The sequence below is a fragment of the Gordonia amarae NBRC 15530 genome, assembly GCF_000241345.1.
Lineage (GTDB): Bacteria > Actinomycetota > Actinomycetes > Mycobacteriales > Mycobacteriaceae > Gordonia > Gordonia amarae.
This window is the reverse complement of the sequence record NZ_BAED01000076.1, coordinates 1-16,179: the sequence shown is the minus strand read 5'-3', so window position 1 is coordinate 16,179 and position 16,179 is coordinate 1. Positions and strand designations below refer to the sequence as shown.

12 protein-coding genes and 1 pseudogene are annotated in these 16,179 nt (G+C 68.6%); 7 read left to right on the top strand and 6 right to left on the bottom strand.

The genetic code is table 11. The features are described 5' to 3' along the window. Positions 1–16 precede the first annotated feature (16 nt). The 3 genes from topA to GOAMR_RS22430 all read right to left on the bottom strand — a co-directional run bounded on the left by topA (position 17) and on the right by GOAMR_RS22430 (position 4,381). Entirely contained in the window at positions 17–3,097 is a 3,081-nt protein-coding gene (topA, locus tag GOAMR_RS22440; RefSeq protein WP_040516161.1) for a type I DNA topoisomerase, read from the bottom strand. A 261-nt stretch (positions 3,098–3,358) separates the two neighbouring features. Continuing rightward, positions 3,359–3,979 (bottom strand): hypothetical protein, encoded by a 621-nt coding sequence (locus GOAMR_RS22435; protein WP_005193409.1) that lies wholly within the window; start codon positions 3,977–3,979, stop codon positions 3,359–3,361. A 198-nt stretch (positions 3,980–4,177) separates the two neighbouring features. Next, entirely contained in the window at positions 4,178–4,381 is a 204-nt protein-coding gene (locus GOAMR_RS22430) for a cold-shock protein (protein ID WP_005193408.1), read from the bottom strand. Positions 4,382–4,984: 603 nt separating this feature from the next. On the opposite strand from GOAMR_RS22430, the gene sftH reads away from it, so the two are divergent. From sftH to GOAMR_RS22400, 6 genes are all read left to right on the top strand, one after another. Further along, positions 4,985–7,258, top strand: coding sequence for a DEAD/DEAH box helicase (gene sftH, locus GOAMR_RS22425; RefSeq protein ID WP_050942874.1), 2,274 nt, complete (start codon positions 4,985–4,987; stop codon positions 7,256–7,258). Between the two features lie 181 nt (positions 7,259–7,439). After that, a complete protein-coding gene (locus GOAMR_RS22420; protein WP_005193405.1) occupies positions 7,440–7,988 on the top strand; it encodes a hypothetical protein in 549 nt (182 codons plus the stop codon). 41 nt (positions 7,989–8,029) lie between these two features. Further along, positions 8,030–9,529, top strand: a complete 1,500-nt coding sequence (locus GOAMR_RS22415; protein ID WP_005193404.1) for an amidase — start codon at positions 8,030–8,032, stop codon at positions 9,527–9,529. Between the two features lie 35 nt (positions 9,530–9,564). Then, positions 9,565–10,458 carry a LysR family transcriptional regulator gene (locus GOAMR_RS22410; RefSeq protein WP_005193403.1) on the top strand — a complete coding sequence of 298 codons (894 nt, stop codon included), beginning with the start codon at positions 9,565–9,567 and terminating at the stop codon, positions 10,456–10,458. A gap of 7 nt (positions 10,459–10,465) precedes the next feature. Next, positions 10,466–11,332, top strand: a complete 867-nt coding sequence (locus tag GOAMR_RS22405) for a LysR family transcriptional regulator (protein ID WP_005193402.1) — start codon at positions 10,466–10,468, stop codon at positions 11,330–11,332. A gap of 218 nt (positions 11,333–11,550) precedes the next feature. Continuing rightward, positions 11,551–13,284 carry an MFS transporter gene (locus GOAMR_RS22400; RefSeq protein WP_005193401.1) on the top strand — a complete coding sequence of 578 codons (1,734 nt, stop codon included), beginning with the start codon at positions 11,551–11,553 and terminating at the stop codon, positions 13,282–13,284. 67 nt (positions 13,285–13,351) lie between these two features. Here GOAMR_RS22400 and GOAMR_RS22395 read toward each other — a convergent pair whose 3' ends face one another. The 3 genes and pseudogenes from GOAMR_RS22395 to GOAMR_RS24405 form a co-directional block, all read right to left on the bottom strand. Then, on the bottom strand, positions 13,352–13,720 hold the full coding sequence (locus tag GOAMR_RS22395; protein ID WP_005193400.1) for an Rv3654c family TadE-like protein: 369 nt from the start codon (positions 13,718–13,720) through the stop codon (positions 13,352–13,354). Beyond that, a complete protein-coding gene (locus GOAMR_RS22390; RefSeq protein WP_005193399.1) occupies positions 13,717–14,094 on the bottom strand; it encodes a TadE family type IV pilus minor pilin in 378 nt (125 codons plus the stop codon). The genes GOAMR_RS22395 and GOAMR_RS22390 overlap by 4 nt, the downstream gene beginning before the upstream one ends. After that, positions 14,094–14,222 (bottom strand): annotated as a pseudogene (locus tag GOAMR_RS24405) (DUF4244 domain-containing protein); the annotation flags it as partial. The gene GOAMR_RS22390 and the pseudogene GOAMR_RS24405, both read right to left, overlap by 1 nt. A 38-nt stretch (positions 14,223–14,260) precedes the next feature. On the opposite strand from GOAMR_RS24405, the gene GOAMR_RS22380 reads away from it, so the two are divergent. Next, complete coding sequence (locus tag GOAMR_RS22380) at positions 14,261–15,994, top strand: recombinase family protein (protein WP_005193398.1); 1,734 nt, start codon at positions 14,261–14,263, stop codon at positions 15,992–15,994. Positions 15,995–16,179: the final 185 nt, after the last annotated feature.

Here is a 16,179-nt window from a genome sequence, read left to right as displayed (position 1 = left end):
CCGGGGCGGCATCAGTTCACCAGGGTGGTGTCGTGTCGTCGGCGACGGCCTTCTTCGCCGCTGTCGTGGACTTGGCCGCGGTTGTCTTCTTCGCGGTCGTGGTCTTCTTGGCCGCTGTGGTTGCCTTCTTGGCGGCTGTGGTCTTCTTGGCCGCCGTCGTCTTCTTGGCCGCTGTGGTCTTCTTGGCCGCTGTCGTCTTCTTCGCGGTCGTGGTCTTCTTGGCGGCAGTCTTCTTGGCCGCCTTCTTCACCGGGCCGCGGGCGCGACGATCGGCGAGCAGTTCCATCGCCCGCTCGGGGGTGATCGTGGCGACCTCGTCGCCCTTGCGCAGGCTGGCGTTGGTCTCGCCGTCGGTGACGTACGGACCGAACCGGCCGTCCTTGATGACCATCGGTTTCTCGCTGACGGCGTCGTTGCCGAGTTCGCGCAGCGGCGGCGCGGCGGCCTGCCGGCCACGTCGTTTCGGTTCTGCGTAGAGCTTGAGCGCGTCGTCGAGGGTGACCGTGAACAGCTGGTCCTCGCCTGCGAGCGACCGCGAGTCGGTGCCCTTCTTCAGGTACGGGCCGTAGCGGCCGTTCTGCGCGGTGATCTCCTCGCCCGAGGCCGGGTCGACGCCGACGGTCCGCGGCAGCGACAGCAGCTTGAGGGCGTCGTCGAGCGTGACCGTGGCGATGTCCATCGTCTTGAACAGCGACCCGGTGCGCGGTTTGGGACCGGCCTTCTTGGCCGCCTTCTTGGCGGTCTTGCGGACCGTCTTGGTGGTGGCTCCGGAACCGTCCGGCGAATCGAGCGGCACCACAGCGGGATCCGGCCCGGTGCCGCTCCCACCGCCGTCGCGCGGGGTGGGGCCGGGTGCGATGGTCAGCGGCTCGCCCTCGTCGCCCTCATCCTTGTCGTCTTCGTCCTCGTCGGGGAGGATCTCGGTGACGTACGGCCCGAACCGGCCCTCCTTGGCGACGATCTGATGCCCGCTGAGCGGGTCGACGCCCAGCACGCGGCCCTCCTGCGGGGTCGCGAACAGCTTCTCGGCCACCTCGATGGTCAGCTCGTCCGGGGTCATCTCGGCGGGCAGGTTGGCCCGCTGCAGTTCCTCGGGGGCGTCCGGACCCGCGACGTTGCGTTCGAGGTACGGCCCGAACCGGCCCACCCGCACGAACACCGGCCGGCCCTGATCGTCGTCGAACAGCTTGATGGAGTTGACCTCGCGGGCGTCGATCTCCTCAAGGTTGACGCCGACGAGCTTCTTGAGCCCGCCGTACTTGGCGATGTCGGACTTGGCGGTGTCGCGGCCGAAGTAGAACTCGGTGAGCCAGTCGGTGCGGTTCTCGTTGCCCGACGCGATCTGGTCGAGGTCGTCCTCGAGTGAGGCGGTGAAATCATAGTCGACGAGGCTGTGGAAATAGCCTTCGAGCAGCCCGACCACGGCGAACGCCACCCACGACGGGACCAGCGCGCTGCCCTTCTTGACCACGTAGCCGCGGTCCTGGATGGTGCCGATGATCGAGGCGTACGTCGACGGCCGGCCGATGCCCAGCTCTTCGAGCACCTTGACCAGCGAGGCCTCGGTGAAGCGGGCCGGCGGGTTGGTGGAGTGCCCGTCGGCGGTCAGCTCCGCGGCGGTCAGGCCCTGCCCCTGCACCAGGTTGGGCAGGCGGGACTCGGCGTCGTCGGCCTGGCCACCGGTCTGCTCGTCGACGGTCTCGACGTAGGCCAGCAGGAAGCCGGGGAAGGTGATGGTGCGTCCCGATGCGGCGAACGTCGCGGTCTCCCCCGACGCGGCGGTGCCCGAGATCCGCAGACTCATCGTGGTGCCCTTGGCGTCGGCCATCTGCGAGGCGACGGTGCGCTGCCAGATCAGCTCGTACAGCCGGAACTCGTCGGTGTCGAGCTGGGCGGCCACCTGGCCGGGGGTGCGGAAGGTCTCGCCGGCCGGGCGGATCGCCTCGTGCGCCTCCTGCGCGTTCTTCACCTTCCGCGTGTACTGACGCGGGGTCGCGTGCACGTACTGCGCTCCGTACAGGTCGGCGGCCTGGGCGCGGGCGGCGCTGATCGCCGATTCGCTCAGCGTCGTCGAGTCGGTACGCATGTAGGTGATGTAGCCGTTCTCGTACAGCCGCTGCGCGATCCGCATGGTGCGGTCGGAGGTGAACCGCAGCTTGCGGCCGGCCTCCTGCTGCAGCGTCGACGTCATGAACGGCGCGTACGGCTTGCGGGTGTACGGCTTCTCCTCGACGGAGGTGACCGTCAGGGCCGCACCCTGCAGGCCGGCGGCCAGCGCCCGGGCCCGGGTCTCGTCGAGCACGACGACACCCTCGGGCTTCTTGACGCGGCCGGTGGAGTCGAAGTCGCGGCCGGTGGCGACGCGTGCGTCGTCGACGCCGACGAGCCGGGCCGGAAAGGTCTGCGGTGTCGCATCCGCACCGGCATCGAGCGTGGCCGCGATGTCCCAGTAGTCGGCGGAGGTGAACGCCATCCGCTCACGTTCGCGGTCGACGATGATGCGGGTGGCCACCGACTGGACGCGGCCCGCCGACAGCTTCGGCATGACCTTCTTCCACAGCACCGGTGACACCTCGTAGCCATACAGGCGGTCGAGGATGCGGCGGGTCTCCTGGGCGTCGACCAGGTCGTTGTCGAGGTCGCGCGGGTTGTCGGCGGCGGCTCGGATGGCCGGTTCGGTGATCTCGTGGAACACCATCCGCTTGACCGGGATCTTCGGCTTGAGGGTCTCGAGCAGGTGCCAGGCGATCGCCTCGCCCTCGCGGTCACCGTCCGTGGCGAGGTAGAGCTCGTCGACATCCTTGAGCAGCGACTTCAGTTCGGTGACCGTGGACTTCTTGTCCGGGGACACCACGTACAGCGGCTCGAAGTTGTCGTCGACGTTCACCCCGAGGCGGGCCCACTTCTCGCCCTTGTACCGGGCGGGGACATCGGCGGCGCCGCGCGGCAGGTCACGGATGTGGCCGCGGGAGGACTCGACGACGTAGTTGGGCCCCAGGTAGCCCGCGATCTTGCGAGCCTTGGTCGGTGACTCGACGATCACAAGTCGTCGAATCGCTTTCCCACTCGCGGGCGAAGCGGTGCTGGTCTCTGCCACCGGGGGTCCTTCTCGGGTCATCTGTGGTCGCGACGGGCCGGCTGGCCCGCCGACACCACGTCGGTCATCTGGAACGGTTTGTACCTTATGTATAGCGCCGTATGCACATCACCATTACCCGGCGACGTGTCGTGTGTGACACGAATCGACGCGAACATTATTCCCGGATCGGCAATTTCCGCAGGTCAGATACCCGATGAAGCCCGCAAGAATGGGACGAAAGTCCCTACCGCCCCGGGCGGCGCGCCGACACCGGAAAGGTCAGTGCCGAGCCGAGTGGGCGTCGAGGCCGTGCACATCGCCGTAGCCGTGCGGCCAGGCTGCGGCGGCGCCGGCGATCGCGGGCGGACGGCCCACGTATTCGAGCAGCCGCTGCAGGCGACGGGCACCGGCGATACGCAGCGCGGGTGCGGTCCCGCGGGTGCCGACGAGGGTCGGCGCGATCCCGGCGCGCATCAGCGCCGTCGCGAGCGGGGCGTGGGATTCGGGTGCGTGCGGATCGAGACCGAGCAGGTAGCGGTCCCCCTCGGGGTGGCCGGAGGCCAGCACCCACAGGCGCAGCGCCCGCGGGGACGGGATCCAGCCGGCCGGAACCGCCTTGACCGCGCCGGACGTCCAGCGTCCGACGAGTTCGTCGAGCTCGCGGCCGGGTGTGGTGCGGGCGATCGGATTGCCCTCGCCGGAGGCGCCGATCTCTGCGGGCAACCCGGTGGAGAGGAGTTCACGCACGATGGCCTGGGCCCGCCACGGTTCGGTGACGGCGATCGAGATGCGGGTGCCGGTGTCGGTGTGCTGGGATTGTCCGTGGGCAGCGAGCAGCCCGGCGAGATCCGCGCTGACGGGCTCGTCGACGTCCGCCGAGAATAACGACAACTGCACCACCTCACTGACCCTACTGCCCTGGCCCGGCGGCGCCACCCGAGCGGCGATCCGGGCGCCGAAACGTTGCCTTCCCGCAACGCTCCCGTTCCCACTCCCCGGCACGTGTTCCCACACGGGCGTGCCAGATACTGAGAGCCGCTCCCGACCGGTGGTCGGGAGCGGCTGCTCGAAGCGGTTTCGCAGGTGCGAAAATGCTTCCTAGACGGCGCGGACGCCGGTGGCCTGGGGACCCTTGGTGCCCTGGCCGACCTCGAACTCGACGCGCTGGTTCTCTTCGAGGGTGCGGAAGCCCGAGCCCTGGATCTCCGAGTAGTGGACGAACACGTCATCGTTGCCCTCGTCAGGCGCGATGAAGCCGAAGCCCTTTTCCGCGTTGAACCACTTCACAGTCCCCTGTGCCATTACTGAATCCTTTTCATGCATTCCAACTGAGCCGACGCGAGATGTATCGCGCCGTGGCCGGTTCCGACCGCCATACGTAAGAGCCCCGCGGAGACCCGCAAACCAACTTCAGTACCACGACCGCAACATCGATCTCGCTACCCCCGTACTCCGGCGGTCTCGAAAGCTGCGACCGCAACCAGTGAAGCACGTTCTGAGCCCATGCGATAGTCAGCACACCAACTTGTGCATAAACCTTGCCGTCGCGCTCGCGTTTTGTGCAGACACGTAATATCAGCGTCCACGAAGAGCAACCACGTACACACTGACGATCGAGTAATGCAGAACACACAACATTTCCGGGGTGACCAGGGCCACTCCTACGGAGAGCAACTCCTCGCTCATGTACTGACCGACTCCCTCCCCGGCCCCCTCCCCGGCCCAGGATCCGCCGCCGCCCACCGCCACGGCCCCGCGACAACGGACGGGGAGCGGCTCACGACGGACACGGGGACTGGCACACCGGCGTCCCGCTCCGGTAGCACCCACAACGGAATCGAGCGTACGAGCGTCCGGGCCACCGCCGGTCCCGGCCACGAAACCGGTACTGCCAAAACAGGTGACATCGGGACCAAAGACTCACCCCTGACCCACATTTCCGTAATCAATTCCACCACAGCAAATTTCGCGGATTGGCCGGATTGGGTACCTAGTACCCTTGCGCAAGCCCTGTCGCAGCACGGGATTTCGCGGCCGTGGACCCATCAGGAACGCGCCGCCTCACTCGCTCACACCGGCTCCCACGTCGTGGTGAGCACGCCGACGGCGTCGGGAAAGTCGTTGGCGTACCAGCTCCCGATCCTCACCGCACTGCTCACCGACCCCACCGCGACGGCGCTGTACCTCGCCCCGACGAAGGCCCTCGGCGCCGACCAGATCCGCGCCGTCGCCGAACTGACCTCGGCCAGTCCGGAATTCGGCCACCTACAGCCGTGCGCATATGACGGCGACACCGAGCCGGAGATACGGCAGTGGGCGCGCGCGCATTCCCGCTGGATTTTCACCAATCCCGATATGTTGCACGTCGGGATTCTGTCGGGGCATACCCGATGGCGGCACTTCTTCCGCAACCTGCGTTACGTGGTACTCGACGAATGTCACCATTATCGGGGGGTTTTCGGTTCACATACCGCGCTGGTTCTGCGCAGACTGCTCCGCGTCGCGCGGGCCGCCGGCGCCGCCCCGGTGGTCATCGCCTCCAGCGCCACGGTGGCCCGGCCCGCCCAGTCGCTGTCCCGGCTCATCGGCGAGCCCGCGGTCGCCGTCACCGACGACGGCTCCCCGCACGGCGAACGCACCGTCGCGCTCTGGCAACCCGGTTTCGTGCCCGCGGTCAGCGGCGAGAACGGCGCGCCGGTGCGACGCTCCGCCGGAGCCGAATCAGCCCGGCTGCTGGCCGATTTCGTGATCGAGGGGGCGCGGACGCTGTGCTTCACCCGCAGCCGGGTGGGTGCCGAACTCACCGCCCGGCAGGCCCGGCAGCTCCTCGCCGCAGCCGCACCCGATCTCGTCGGCAAGGTGGCCGCCTACCGGGCCGGGTATCTCGCCGACGACCGGCGCAGGCTCGAACGCGCCATCAACGACGCCGAGCTGACCGGGGTGGCCACCACCAACGCTCTCGAACTCGGCGTCGACATCAGCGGCCTCGACGCCGTCATCGTCGCCGGTTATCCGGGCAGCGTCGCCTCCTTCTGGCAGCAGGCGGGCCGGGCCGGGCGTCAGCACCACTCCGGTGATTCGCTGGTGGTGCTGGTGGCCCGCGACGATCCGCTCGACACCTACCTGGTGCACCATCCCGAGACGCTCCTCGACAAGCCCGTCGAGGCGGCGGTCACCGACCCGGGAAACCCGTACATCCTCGGTCCGCACCTGCTGTGCGCCGCCGCCGAACTGCCGCTCACCGAACGCGACGTCGACGACTGGGACGCCCGTACGGTCGTCGACGATCTCACCGCGCGGGGCGAGCTCAAACGGCGCAGGGCCGGCTGGTACGTCGGCGCGGGCATCGAGCCGCACGCGCAGATCAGCCTGCGCGGTGGCAGCGGCGACGAGGTGCTGATCGTCGACACCACCACTTCGCGCCTGCTCGGCACCGTCGACGCGGTGCGCGCGATGTCCACGGTGTACGCCGGGGCGGTGCACATCCACCAGGGCGAGACGTTCGTCGTCGATGAACTCGACCTCGACGACGGTCTGGCCCTGACGCACCCGGAGGAACCGGACTGGACGACATCGGCCCGCGAGAGGACCGGGATCACGCTGGGGCGGATCATCTCCGAGCGCAAGTACGGCCCGCTGACCGTCGCCTTCGCGGAGGTGGAGGTGACCCATCAGGTGATCGGGTACCTGCGCACCCTGCTCACGGGCGAGGTGCTCGACTCGGTGCCGCTGGACATGCCGGAGCAGACGCTGCCGACGCGGGCGGTGCTGTACACGCTCACCCCCGAGGCGCTGGCGGACGCGGGTATCGACCCGGCCCGGGTGCCGGGTGCGCTGCACGCCGCCGAGCACGCGGCGATCGGGCTGTTGCCGCTGGTGGCGACGTGCGACCGCGGCGACATCGGCGGCCTGTCCACCACCGCGCACCCCGGCACCGGGCTGCCGACGGTGTTCGTCTACGACGGTCATCTCGGCGGCGCGGGCTTCGCCGAACGCGGTCACGAGGCGTTCGCCACCTGGATCGATGCCACCCGCGAGGCCATCTCGTCGTGTGGCTGCGCCTCGGGCTGCCCGTCGTGTGTGCAGTCGCCCAAATGCGGCAACGGCAACGAACCCCTGGACAAGGCGGGGGCGATCGCCGTGCTCGGCCTGATCACCGACCAGCTGTCCGGCGCCTGACGTTCCGCGCACGGAACTGCGCTCACAGTGGGCGCCGTCACGACGGCTATACAGTAAGCTCTGCGTAAAGCTCTCCCGTGGGCACGCTTTCGCGGTCCGGTACGGGCGGTGCGGCTCCCGGTCACGCGGTGCCTCGCACGTCCACGAGAGCTCTCCACCATCCGCTGACGAGGACTGACCCATGTACGACGAATCCGAGGCGTCGCCGCCGGTCGATTCGGCGCGGCTGATCACCACCCGTCAGCAGGTGTTCTTCCTTCTCGCCCGGCCCACCACCAACACCGACACCCTGCCGTCGACTATCGGTGAGCTGGACGTTTTCGCCACCGAGGACGAGGCCCTCGACGCCCTCGACATCCACTACGCGTGGTGCGACGCCCGCCTCGACCGCACCGTCGTGTCCACCGCGCAGTGGTATCTGCAGAGCGCCATCGTGGGGCCGCGGCTCAGTCCGGCACTCGGCGATGTGTACCTCGCCGTCCACGACGCCGGCGAGCATCAGGCCGTGGCGGGTGGATTCCTCACCGAGGGCGAGCTCATCCACTGGTCCGCGTTCGTGCGGGCTGTCGAACCATTCATCCCCATCGCCACCGTCGGCCGCGAGTACAGCCTGGCCTACCGCGGCGACACCACCACCCGGTTCGGGCAGCTGTGGTTCACCCCGATGCAGTCGCGCCGGGTATATCCGCGGCGGATCGTCGTCGACGAGGACGCCGACCGCATCGGCTGAAGGCGGGGACGGCCGGCCGGTCACCGTCCTACCCTGGTGCGATGAATCTCGATGAATACCGTGCGTCCGATGCCACCGAGCTGGCAAGGCTCGTCGCCGAGAAACAGGTGACGGCGGTCGAGCTTCTGACACTCGCCCGACGCCGAGCGGCCGACGTCAATCCGGCCCTCAACGCGATCGTCGCCGCCATCGACGAGGCCGACGCCCAGGCCGCCGATCCGAGTTTGAGCGGCCCGTTCGCCGGAGTGCCCTTCCTGATCAAGGATCTCGCCCAGGACTACCAGGGGCATCCGACCTCGTGCGGTTCGCGCTCGTTGTCGAAACTTCCCGCCGCAGAACACGCGCACGTCACCCGGCGTTTCCTCGACGCCGGCCTGGTGATCTTCGGCAAGACCAACACCCCGGAGTTCGGGGCGAAGGGGATCACCGAGTCCACACTGTTCGGCCCCGCCCGCAATCCGTGGGATCCGGGCCACACGCCGGGAGGTTCGTCGGGCGGTTCGGGCGCGGCGGTGGCCGCCGGTGTCGTTCCCGCCGCGGGCGCCAACGACGGCGGTGGTTCGATCCGGATTCCCTCGGCGTGCAACGGCCTCGTCGGACTGAAACCGACCCGTGGGCTGTCCCCGTTCGGCCCGGCGGGAGGGGAGCAGATGTTCGGGATGGCCGTGCAGGGCGTCGTCTCCCGCACGGTGCGCGACGCGGCCGGACTGTACGACGCCATCGTCGGCCCCACCCCGTCGTCGGTGTATACCACCCCGACGCCCGACACCCCGTTCACGTCCCAGATCGCCACTCCCCCAGGCACACTCCGCATTGGATTCTCGGCGAAGTCCGCGCTGACACCCACCGTGCATCCGGAGGCACTGGCGGCGGTGGAGCACGCCGCCGGGATCCTCACCGACCTCGGGCACATCGTCGAAGAGATCGACCCGCCGTACGACGACGCCGCCTTGTCCCGGGACTTTCTCACCATCTGGTTCGCGTCTCTCGCCTCCCAGGTCGATGACGCGCGCCGCCGGACGGGCGCGGGCGACAAGGACTTCGAGGCGGATACCCTCGCCGCCGCCGAACTCGGCCGCAGCGCGGGCGTCGTCGCCGCGTTCTCCGCCTTCGAACGAGTCAATGATTACGTGAAGTCGCTGTCCGCCTTCCACGACACCTACGACTACTTCCTCACCCCGACCCTGGCCAAGCCCCCGCTGAGGATCGGCGAGATCTCCACACCACCACTGCTGCAATCGGTTTCGCGGATTATGGCGAAGGTTCACGGCGGCTCGATCGTCACCCGGACGGGCATGATCGACGACCTCGTCGAACAAAATCTCGGTTGGGTCCCATACACCCAGCTGGCCAACCTCACCGGCCGCCCCGCGATCAACGTACCCCTGTACTGGACCGAAGCGGGCAATTCCGGCGGCGGTCTGCCACTGGGCGTGCAGTTCGTCGGCGCGCTGGGTTCGGACGGCGGCCTCCTCACGCTGGCCGCGCAACTCGAACAGGCCGCGCCCTGGGCTCACCGGTACATCGACGTCGCCGTATGACCCACCGCCACCGGCGAGGTCACTAGGATCGCCGTGTGGAGCTTTACCTCGTTCGGTACTTCGTGACGATCGTCGACCACGGCACGGTCGCCAAGGCCGCGCAGGTCCTGTACGTGTCGCAGCCGTCGCTGAACCAGGCGGTGCACACGCTGGAGAACCGGCTGGGAACGGTCCTGTTCGACCGCGTCGGCGGGCGGTGCGAACTCACCGCGGCGGGCCGCCGGTTCGAGATCGCGGCGCGGCGCATCCTCGCCGACGTCGAGCAGGCCAAGTCGGCGGTGGCGCAGGTGCGGGAACTGCAGGCGGGTGGCGTGGATATCGCTGTCGCAGCCGATTTCCGGATCGATCCGCTGGTGCCGGTGGTCACGCGGTTCCGGGAGCGCTACCCGTCACTGTGGGTGCGGGTCGTCGACGTCGCCGCACCGGCCGGGGTAACCGCGGCGTTGCGGGCCGGCGAGGCGGAGATCGGGGTGGCCGAAATGTCCGACGAGCAGCAGAAGTTCACCGAAATACCGGTCGGCACACAGGAACTCGTCCTGGCGGCGGCTCCGGAACTGCTCGCCGGCCTCACCGGGCCGGTGCCGCGCGAGCGGGTCCGGTCACTGCCGCTGGTGATCGACCACGGCGACCGCACCACCAAGGCACTGCTCGCGGACATGATCGGCACCGACGCGAAGAACGTGGTCGTCGACTGCGCCCACCCGCCGGCGATCTGGGCCCTGGTCAACCGCGGCGTCGGGGCGACGGTGCTCCCGCGCGGGCTTGCCGCACAACAACTCCCGGGCGCCCGGGTCCTCACGCTGGATCCGCCGCTGCGCCGGCGGTGGGGGCTGGTGACCCGGCCGAGCGCGTTGTCGCCGGCGGCGGCGGCATTCGTCGCCGCAGCCGTCGACCGGCCCACCGCGACGATCTCGAAAACGGAAAGGTAAGCGGCGCATGGAGATCCGACAGACGGAATACTTCCTGGCCGTCGTCGACAATCAGGGGGTCAGCGGAGCCGCCACGGCACTGGGCATTTCCGAACCCACGGTGTCCCAGGCGCTGCGCACCCTGGAGCGTGAACTGGGCATCCCACTGTTCCATCGGGTCGGCCGCGGCATGGTGCCCACGGCGGCGGGCCGCAGACTGATCGGCCCGGCCCGTCAGCTGTTACGCGATGTCCGGATGGTGGGCCAGCTTCAGGGGTCGGGCGGTGGCCTCGCCGGGCGCCTGGACATCCTGGCGTTCCCTGCGACCGTCTCGGGGCAGCTCACCGACCTGCTGGCCGAGTTCTGCGTCGCGCATCCGAGCGTCCCGGTACGACTCGGCCTACTCGACGCCGAGAGCGAGGTCGACTCGATGATCGCCGAGGGACATTGCGAGTTCGTGGTGTGCACCCCCCGGACGGCCGGTGACCGGCTGACGCAGGTCGAGATCGGCGAGCAGGAGTATGTCGTCGTGTATCCGGCCGGCACGGATGTTCCGGCCGAACCGATTCCGCTGAGCGACCTGCCGCCGGTACCGATGACGCTGGCGTCGGCGCGCTACACGATCGCCAACGAGATCTCGACGGCCATGCCGCGCGGGTCGGGCGGGCCTCCGGTGGCGGCGATCACCGATCACCCCGAGACGCGCCTGGCGATGGTCCGGGCGGGCATGGGCGGCACCGTCATGGAACGCGCGGTGGCCGAGACCGCGGGCGACGCCGTCGACGTCTACACCGCCTCGCCCCGGTTCGCGTATCCGCTGGTGATCGCGTTCGACGAGGCCACACTGTCGCCGGCCGGGCAGGCCTTCGTGGCAATCATCCGCGGCGCGCTGTGACCGTCGGGATTGTGACTTATACCACTTCTTAGCACGTGTATCAATCCTTCTGTTCCCTATCGCTGCCATAGGTGACTGCCCTTCCGGTCAGGTTTCAAACCGCCCGCAAGTTGCGGGGTGGTCCACCATGCTGAACCGGCAACGGACACATACGCCCGTGGCTCGATGCGGTCCGGCCCCTGCGGACCGATGTCGGATACCCGCGATGAGGAGGCCGAATGGCACAGATCATTGCCGAACCCACCGGCCCGGCAGCGTCATCTGCCGGTAAAGGATTGGGCGGACTGTGGGACCGCCAACTCCCCCACTATCCACCGACGTCGGCACGCTATCGGTATCTCGCCCTGACGGTGCTGGCCACTATTGTCCTGTACTACGAGCTCTACATCCCGGGCGCGGTGGCGACGCACATCATCGCCGACTACGACATGGGCTTCACCATGTTCGTGACGGTCTCGATCATCGGTAACCTGCTCGGCGCGTTCGCGTCTCTGGTCGCGGGCCTGGCCGATCGCTGGGGCCGGGCGAATCTCGTCGTCGGCGGCCTGTTCATCACCGGCCTGCTGGTGCTCTTCGCTCTGCCGCACGCGCCCAACACCCTGACGTACACCATCGCCTTCGGAGCGCTCAGCATCGTCGAGGGCCTCATCCTGGTGGCCACGCCCGCCCTGGTCCGCGACTTCTCGCCGCAGGTCGGCCGCGCGTCGGCGATGGCGTTCTGGACGATGGGCCCGGTGCTGGGCAGCCTGGTGGTGACCCTGGTCTCCAGCAACACCCTTGACGCCCACCCGAACTGGCGGTTCCAGTTCTATGTGTGCGGCACTGTGGGTCTGATCGTGGCCGTGCTGGCGATGCTCGGGCTCAAGGAACTGTCGCCCAGTCTACGGGATCAGTTGATGGTGGACCTGGAAGATCAGGCGCTCATCGAGGCCAAGGCCCGCGGTATCGACACCGAGGCCGCCGCCCAGAATCACTGGAAGCAGATGGCCCACCTGAACATCATCGGCCCGGCCGTCGGTATCAGCCTGTTCCTGCTGTTCTACTACATCGCGGTCGGCTTCTTCGTGGTGTACTTCGCGACGAACTTCGGGTACACCGAGCAGCGCGGCAACTCCCTGGCGAACTGGTACTGGATCACCAACGCCCTCGCGTTGCTGATCGCCGGCATCTTCTCCGACAAGATCCGCGTGCGTAAGCCGCTGATGTTCCTGGGCACGGTCATCTCGATGGTCGGTGTCGCGATCTTCGCGACGCTCACGACCCAGCAGGACACCGGCTACTACACGCTGGCCTGGGTGCTGGTGCTGATCGCACTCGGCTCGGGCATGTCGTACTGCGCGTGGATGGCCGCCTTCACCGAGACCGTGGAAGAACGCAACCCTGCGGCCACCGCGACCGGCCTGGCCGTCTACGGCTACACCGTCCGCACCGTCGTGTGCCTGTCGCTGCTCGCGCTGGTGTTCGCGGTGCCCGCCACCTCGACACTCATCGACAAGGGCACCAAGGTCAGTGAGATCGCCGAGCAGTACCCGGACCAGATCAAGACCATCAGCGCGGTCGAACCGGCGACGCTGGCCGCGCTGACCAAGAACCCGACGGATGCCACCGCCGGTGCGGCGGCCGTGGGTCAGCTCATCAAGGCGGGCCTGGCCACCGATCCGGCGTCGGCGGCAGCCCGGTTGCAGCAGCTGTCCACCGAACCCGTGCCGGCCGAGGACCTGGCCTACCTGGGTGAGCACGCCGCCGACGTGCAGAAGGCCCAGAAGGACAGCCCGCACCAGTGGCAGCGGTGGTGGTGGATCTGCCTGATCGCCCAGATCCTGTTCATCCCCTTCATCTTCGTGATGACCGGCCGGTGGGACCCGCGCAAGGCCAAGGCCGACGCCGACGCACACGCGGCCGCCGTCGAACGCGAGCTGGCGGCACTGTCGGGACAGGAACCGCCCAAGTAGCCGCAGCACCGATCCGGTTCGGCGCCCGCACTTTCGACACGAAGGTGCGGGCGCCGTTCCGTTGTGTTCACCCCGTTCCGGCCGGTCCGGCGCGCGCCGTCGCCGACGCCGTGCGCAGTCCGACCGCACCCAGGTGGACCGGGACCTCGACGGTCACCGACACGTCGGGGTCGGTGATCCGGCAGTCGGCGACGGTGGCGGGCGGGTCCTGCCTTTCGGCGAGTGCCGTTGCCGCCGTGCAGCCGTCGCCGCCGGCGACATGCTCGGTTGCTGCCGCCAACGCGGCCAGGTCGGCGCTCGACTGGGCGCGGTGGCGGGCCACCGTCGCCGCGCCCAGATAGCAGACCCCGGCGGCGACGGCGACGATCGCGGCGATCACGAACGCGCCGAGCAGCGTCGCGAAACCGTCCTCGTCGGCTGCGAACCGGCCGGTCACCGGCCCACCCCGGGCGCGAACTGCACCTGCCCGAGTCCGTCGGGTTCGGGCACCGCCACGGCCCGGGCGGACACGCGCAGGCCGGGCAGCAGCCGGACGCCCATGCTCACGGTGGCCTCGATCAGGTCGGTGCCCTCCGAGACCTCCACCGACGCCGAACCGCCCGCGACCTGCTTGCCCACCGACACCGCCGACGTGTCACCGGAGGCGGTCAGCCGGGCGACCTCCCGCGCGGCGTCGGTGCAGCGGATCTGAGCGATCGTTGCGGTGACGGCGCCCACCGACACGATGAGTACGGTGACGATGGCGGCGATGACGAAAGCGCCTTCCACTGTGGCCATTCCGGACTCGTCGGTGACGAGATCGGTGCGCATCAGCCGACCGAGGTGCTCAGCGCTTTGCTGATGATGCCGCTGAGCGCGCTGGTGATCGAGTCCCCGGTCACCACCGTGTACAGCAGCGCCCCGAACGCGGCGGCGGCCACGGTGCCGATGGCGTACTCAGTAAGTCGTTATTCATGCCCATGTAGGATGATCCAACATGGGGAAATCGAGGCCGAGGGCGCTGATCGTCGTCCGACTGTCGCGGGTCACCGACGCGACCACATCGCCGGAGCGCCAGCTGGAGGCGTGCCGCAAACTGTGCGATGACCGCGGCTACGACGTGGTCGGCGTCGCCGACGATCTCGATGTAAGTGCCGGTGCCACAACACCTTTCACGCGCCCGAAGCTGGGTCCGTGGCTGGCCAACAGGCACAACGAGTTCGACGTGCTGGTGATGTACAGGATGGACCGCCTGGTTCGTCGGCTGCTCGACCTCGCCGACGTGATCCGTTGGGGACAGGAGCACGACGTCGCGATCGTGTCGGCCACCGAGGCGTTCCTGGACCTGACCGCGCCATTTGGCGACATCGTCGCGATGCTCGTGGCGAAGACAGCGGAAATGGAACTTGAGGCGATCTCGGCCCGCAACGCCTCGGCGTCGACGCACAACATCCGGTCGGGAAAATGGCGCGGCGGGGTGCCACCGTGGGGGTACGTGCCCGAGCGCGGCGACGACAAGGTCTGGCGCCTCGTTCAAGATCCGGTGCAGGTCGAGGTCATCCACGAGGTCGCCGAGCGCGTCCTGGCCGGCGAACGGCTGCGGCCGATCGCCGCCGACCTGACCAAGCGCGGCGTGCTGACGCCCAAAGACCGATTCGCCCAGGTCAAGGGACGGGAGGTCAAAGGGTATGCGTGGTCGAGTCAGCGAATGAAGGAGTCGCTGCTATCGAGAACCCTTCTGGGACAAGTAATTACGCGCGACCCCGTGCTCGACGCGAAGGGGGAGATCCAGCGTGACGCCAAGGGGCAGCGGATCTTGGGCCCCGAGTTCGTCGTCACCGACGAGACGGGGGCTCCGGTGGTGCGGGCCGAGCCGATCTTGACGAGGGCGGTGTTCGACCGGGTCGGCGCGGCGCTGCGGTCGCGCGAGGTCGATCGGACCGCGACGGTGCAGTCGGGCCTGCTCCTGCAGGTGCTGTTCTGCGGCGCGTGCGGGCGACCGGCGTATCGGCTCAAGGGCGGACCGGGCCGTAAGCCGCGGTACCGGTGCGCCTACGCCCAAGACCGTTCGGGTGCGGCCGGGGCGCTCGGTCCGTGCGACAACAGGAGCGTGCCGCTCGACTGGGCCGACCACGAGGTCGAGGCGCACGTCCTGGATCGGCTTGGCTCGATGGAGCGGATGGTGAGAACGTGGTTCAGCGGCAGCGATTCGCGCAGCGAGCTGGCTGAGGTCGACGAGCTGTTGGCGGATCTCACCGACCAACTCGGTACGGGGGCGTTCAGGCGCGGCACGCCGCAGCGTGAACGGCTGGACGCGCGCATCGCGGCGCTGACGGAGCGGCAGGAGGAGTTGCGCGCCCGGCCCGTCGAGGCTCCGTCGTGGCGGTACGAGGGCACCGGTGAGACCGTGCGGGCGTGGTGGGAAAGATCGGACTCGGCGACGCGGACGGCGTGGCTGCGAGAACACGAGATACGGGCGACGTGGTTGTCGAGCACCGAGGGCGGTCGGACGCGGATCGATTCGTTCGATATCAACATGGGGCAGCCGAATTTGGAGTCTGGGGCGCTGCCGGGGTGGGTGGCATCGGCCGCCGAGCTGAAGGCGCGGGGCGGCTGGGCATGGTCCGTCGATGATCCGGTTTTGAAGCGCGCGGAGGAGTCGTTGCCTGTGGTGCTAGCGCAGATCCATTGGACGCAGGGAGATCCTGACGAGGGCGATTCGGCGGTGTAGGACGACGGCGATCTCAACCGCCGCTCTCATCTCTTCCCATGTCGGCGATCTCAACCGCCGCTCTCATCTCTTCCCATGTCGGCGATCTCAACCGCCGCTCTCATCTCTTCCCATGTCGGCGATCTCAACCGCCGCTCTCATCTCTTCCCATGTCGGCGATCTCAACCGCCGCTCTCATCTCTTCC

Coding starts and splice junctions, on each gene's coding strand:
- GOAMR_RS22390 (WP_005193399.1), bottom strand. CDS start 14,094: ATGCGCACCGATCTCGTCACCGACGAGTCCGGAATGGCCACAGTGGAA.
- GOAMR_RS22420 (WP_005193405.1), top strand. CDS start 7,440: ATGTACGACGAATCCGAGGCGTCGCCGCCGGTCGATTCGGCGCGGCTG.
- GOAMR_RS22405 (WP_005193402.1), top strand. CDS start 10,466: ATGGAGATCCGACAGACGGAATACTTCCTGGCCGTCGTCGACAATCAG.
- GOAMR_RS22415 (WP_005193404.1), top strand. CDS start 8,030: ATGAATCTCGATGAATACCGTGCGTCCGATGCCACCGAGCTGGCAAGG.
- GOAMR_RS22400 (WP_005193401.1), top strand. CDS start 11,551: ATGGCACAGATCATTGCCGAACCCACCGGCCCGGCAGCGTCATCTGCC.
- GOAMR_RS22380 (WP_005193398.1), top strand. CDS start 14,261: ATGGGGAAATCGAGGCCGAGGGCGCTGATCGTCGTCCGACTGTCGCGG.
- GOAMR_RS22430 (WP_005193408.1), bottom strand. CDS start 4,381: ATGGCACAGGGGACTGTGAAGTGGTTCAACGCGGAAAAGGGCTTCGGC.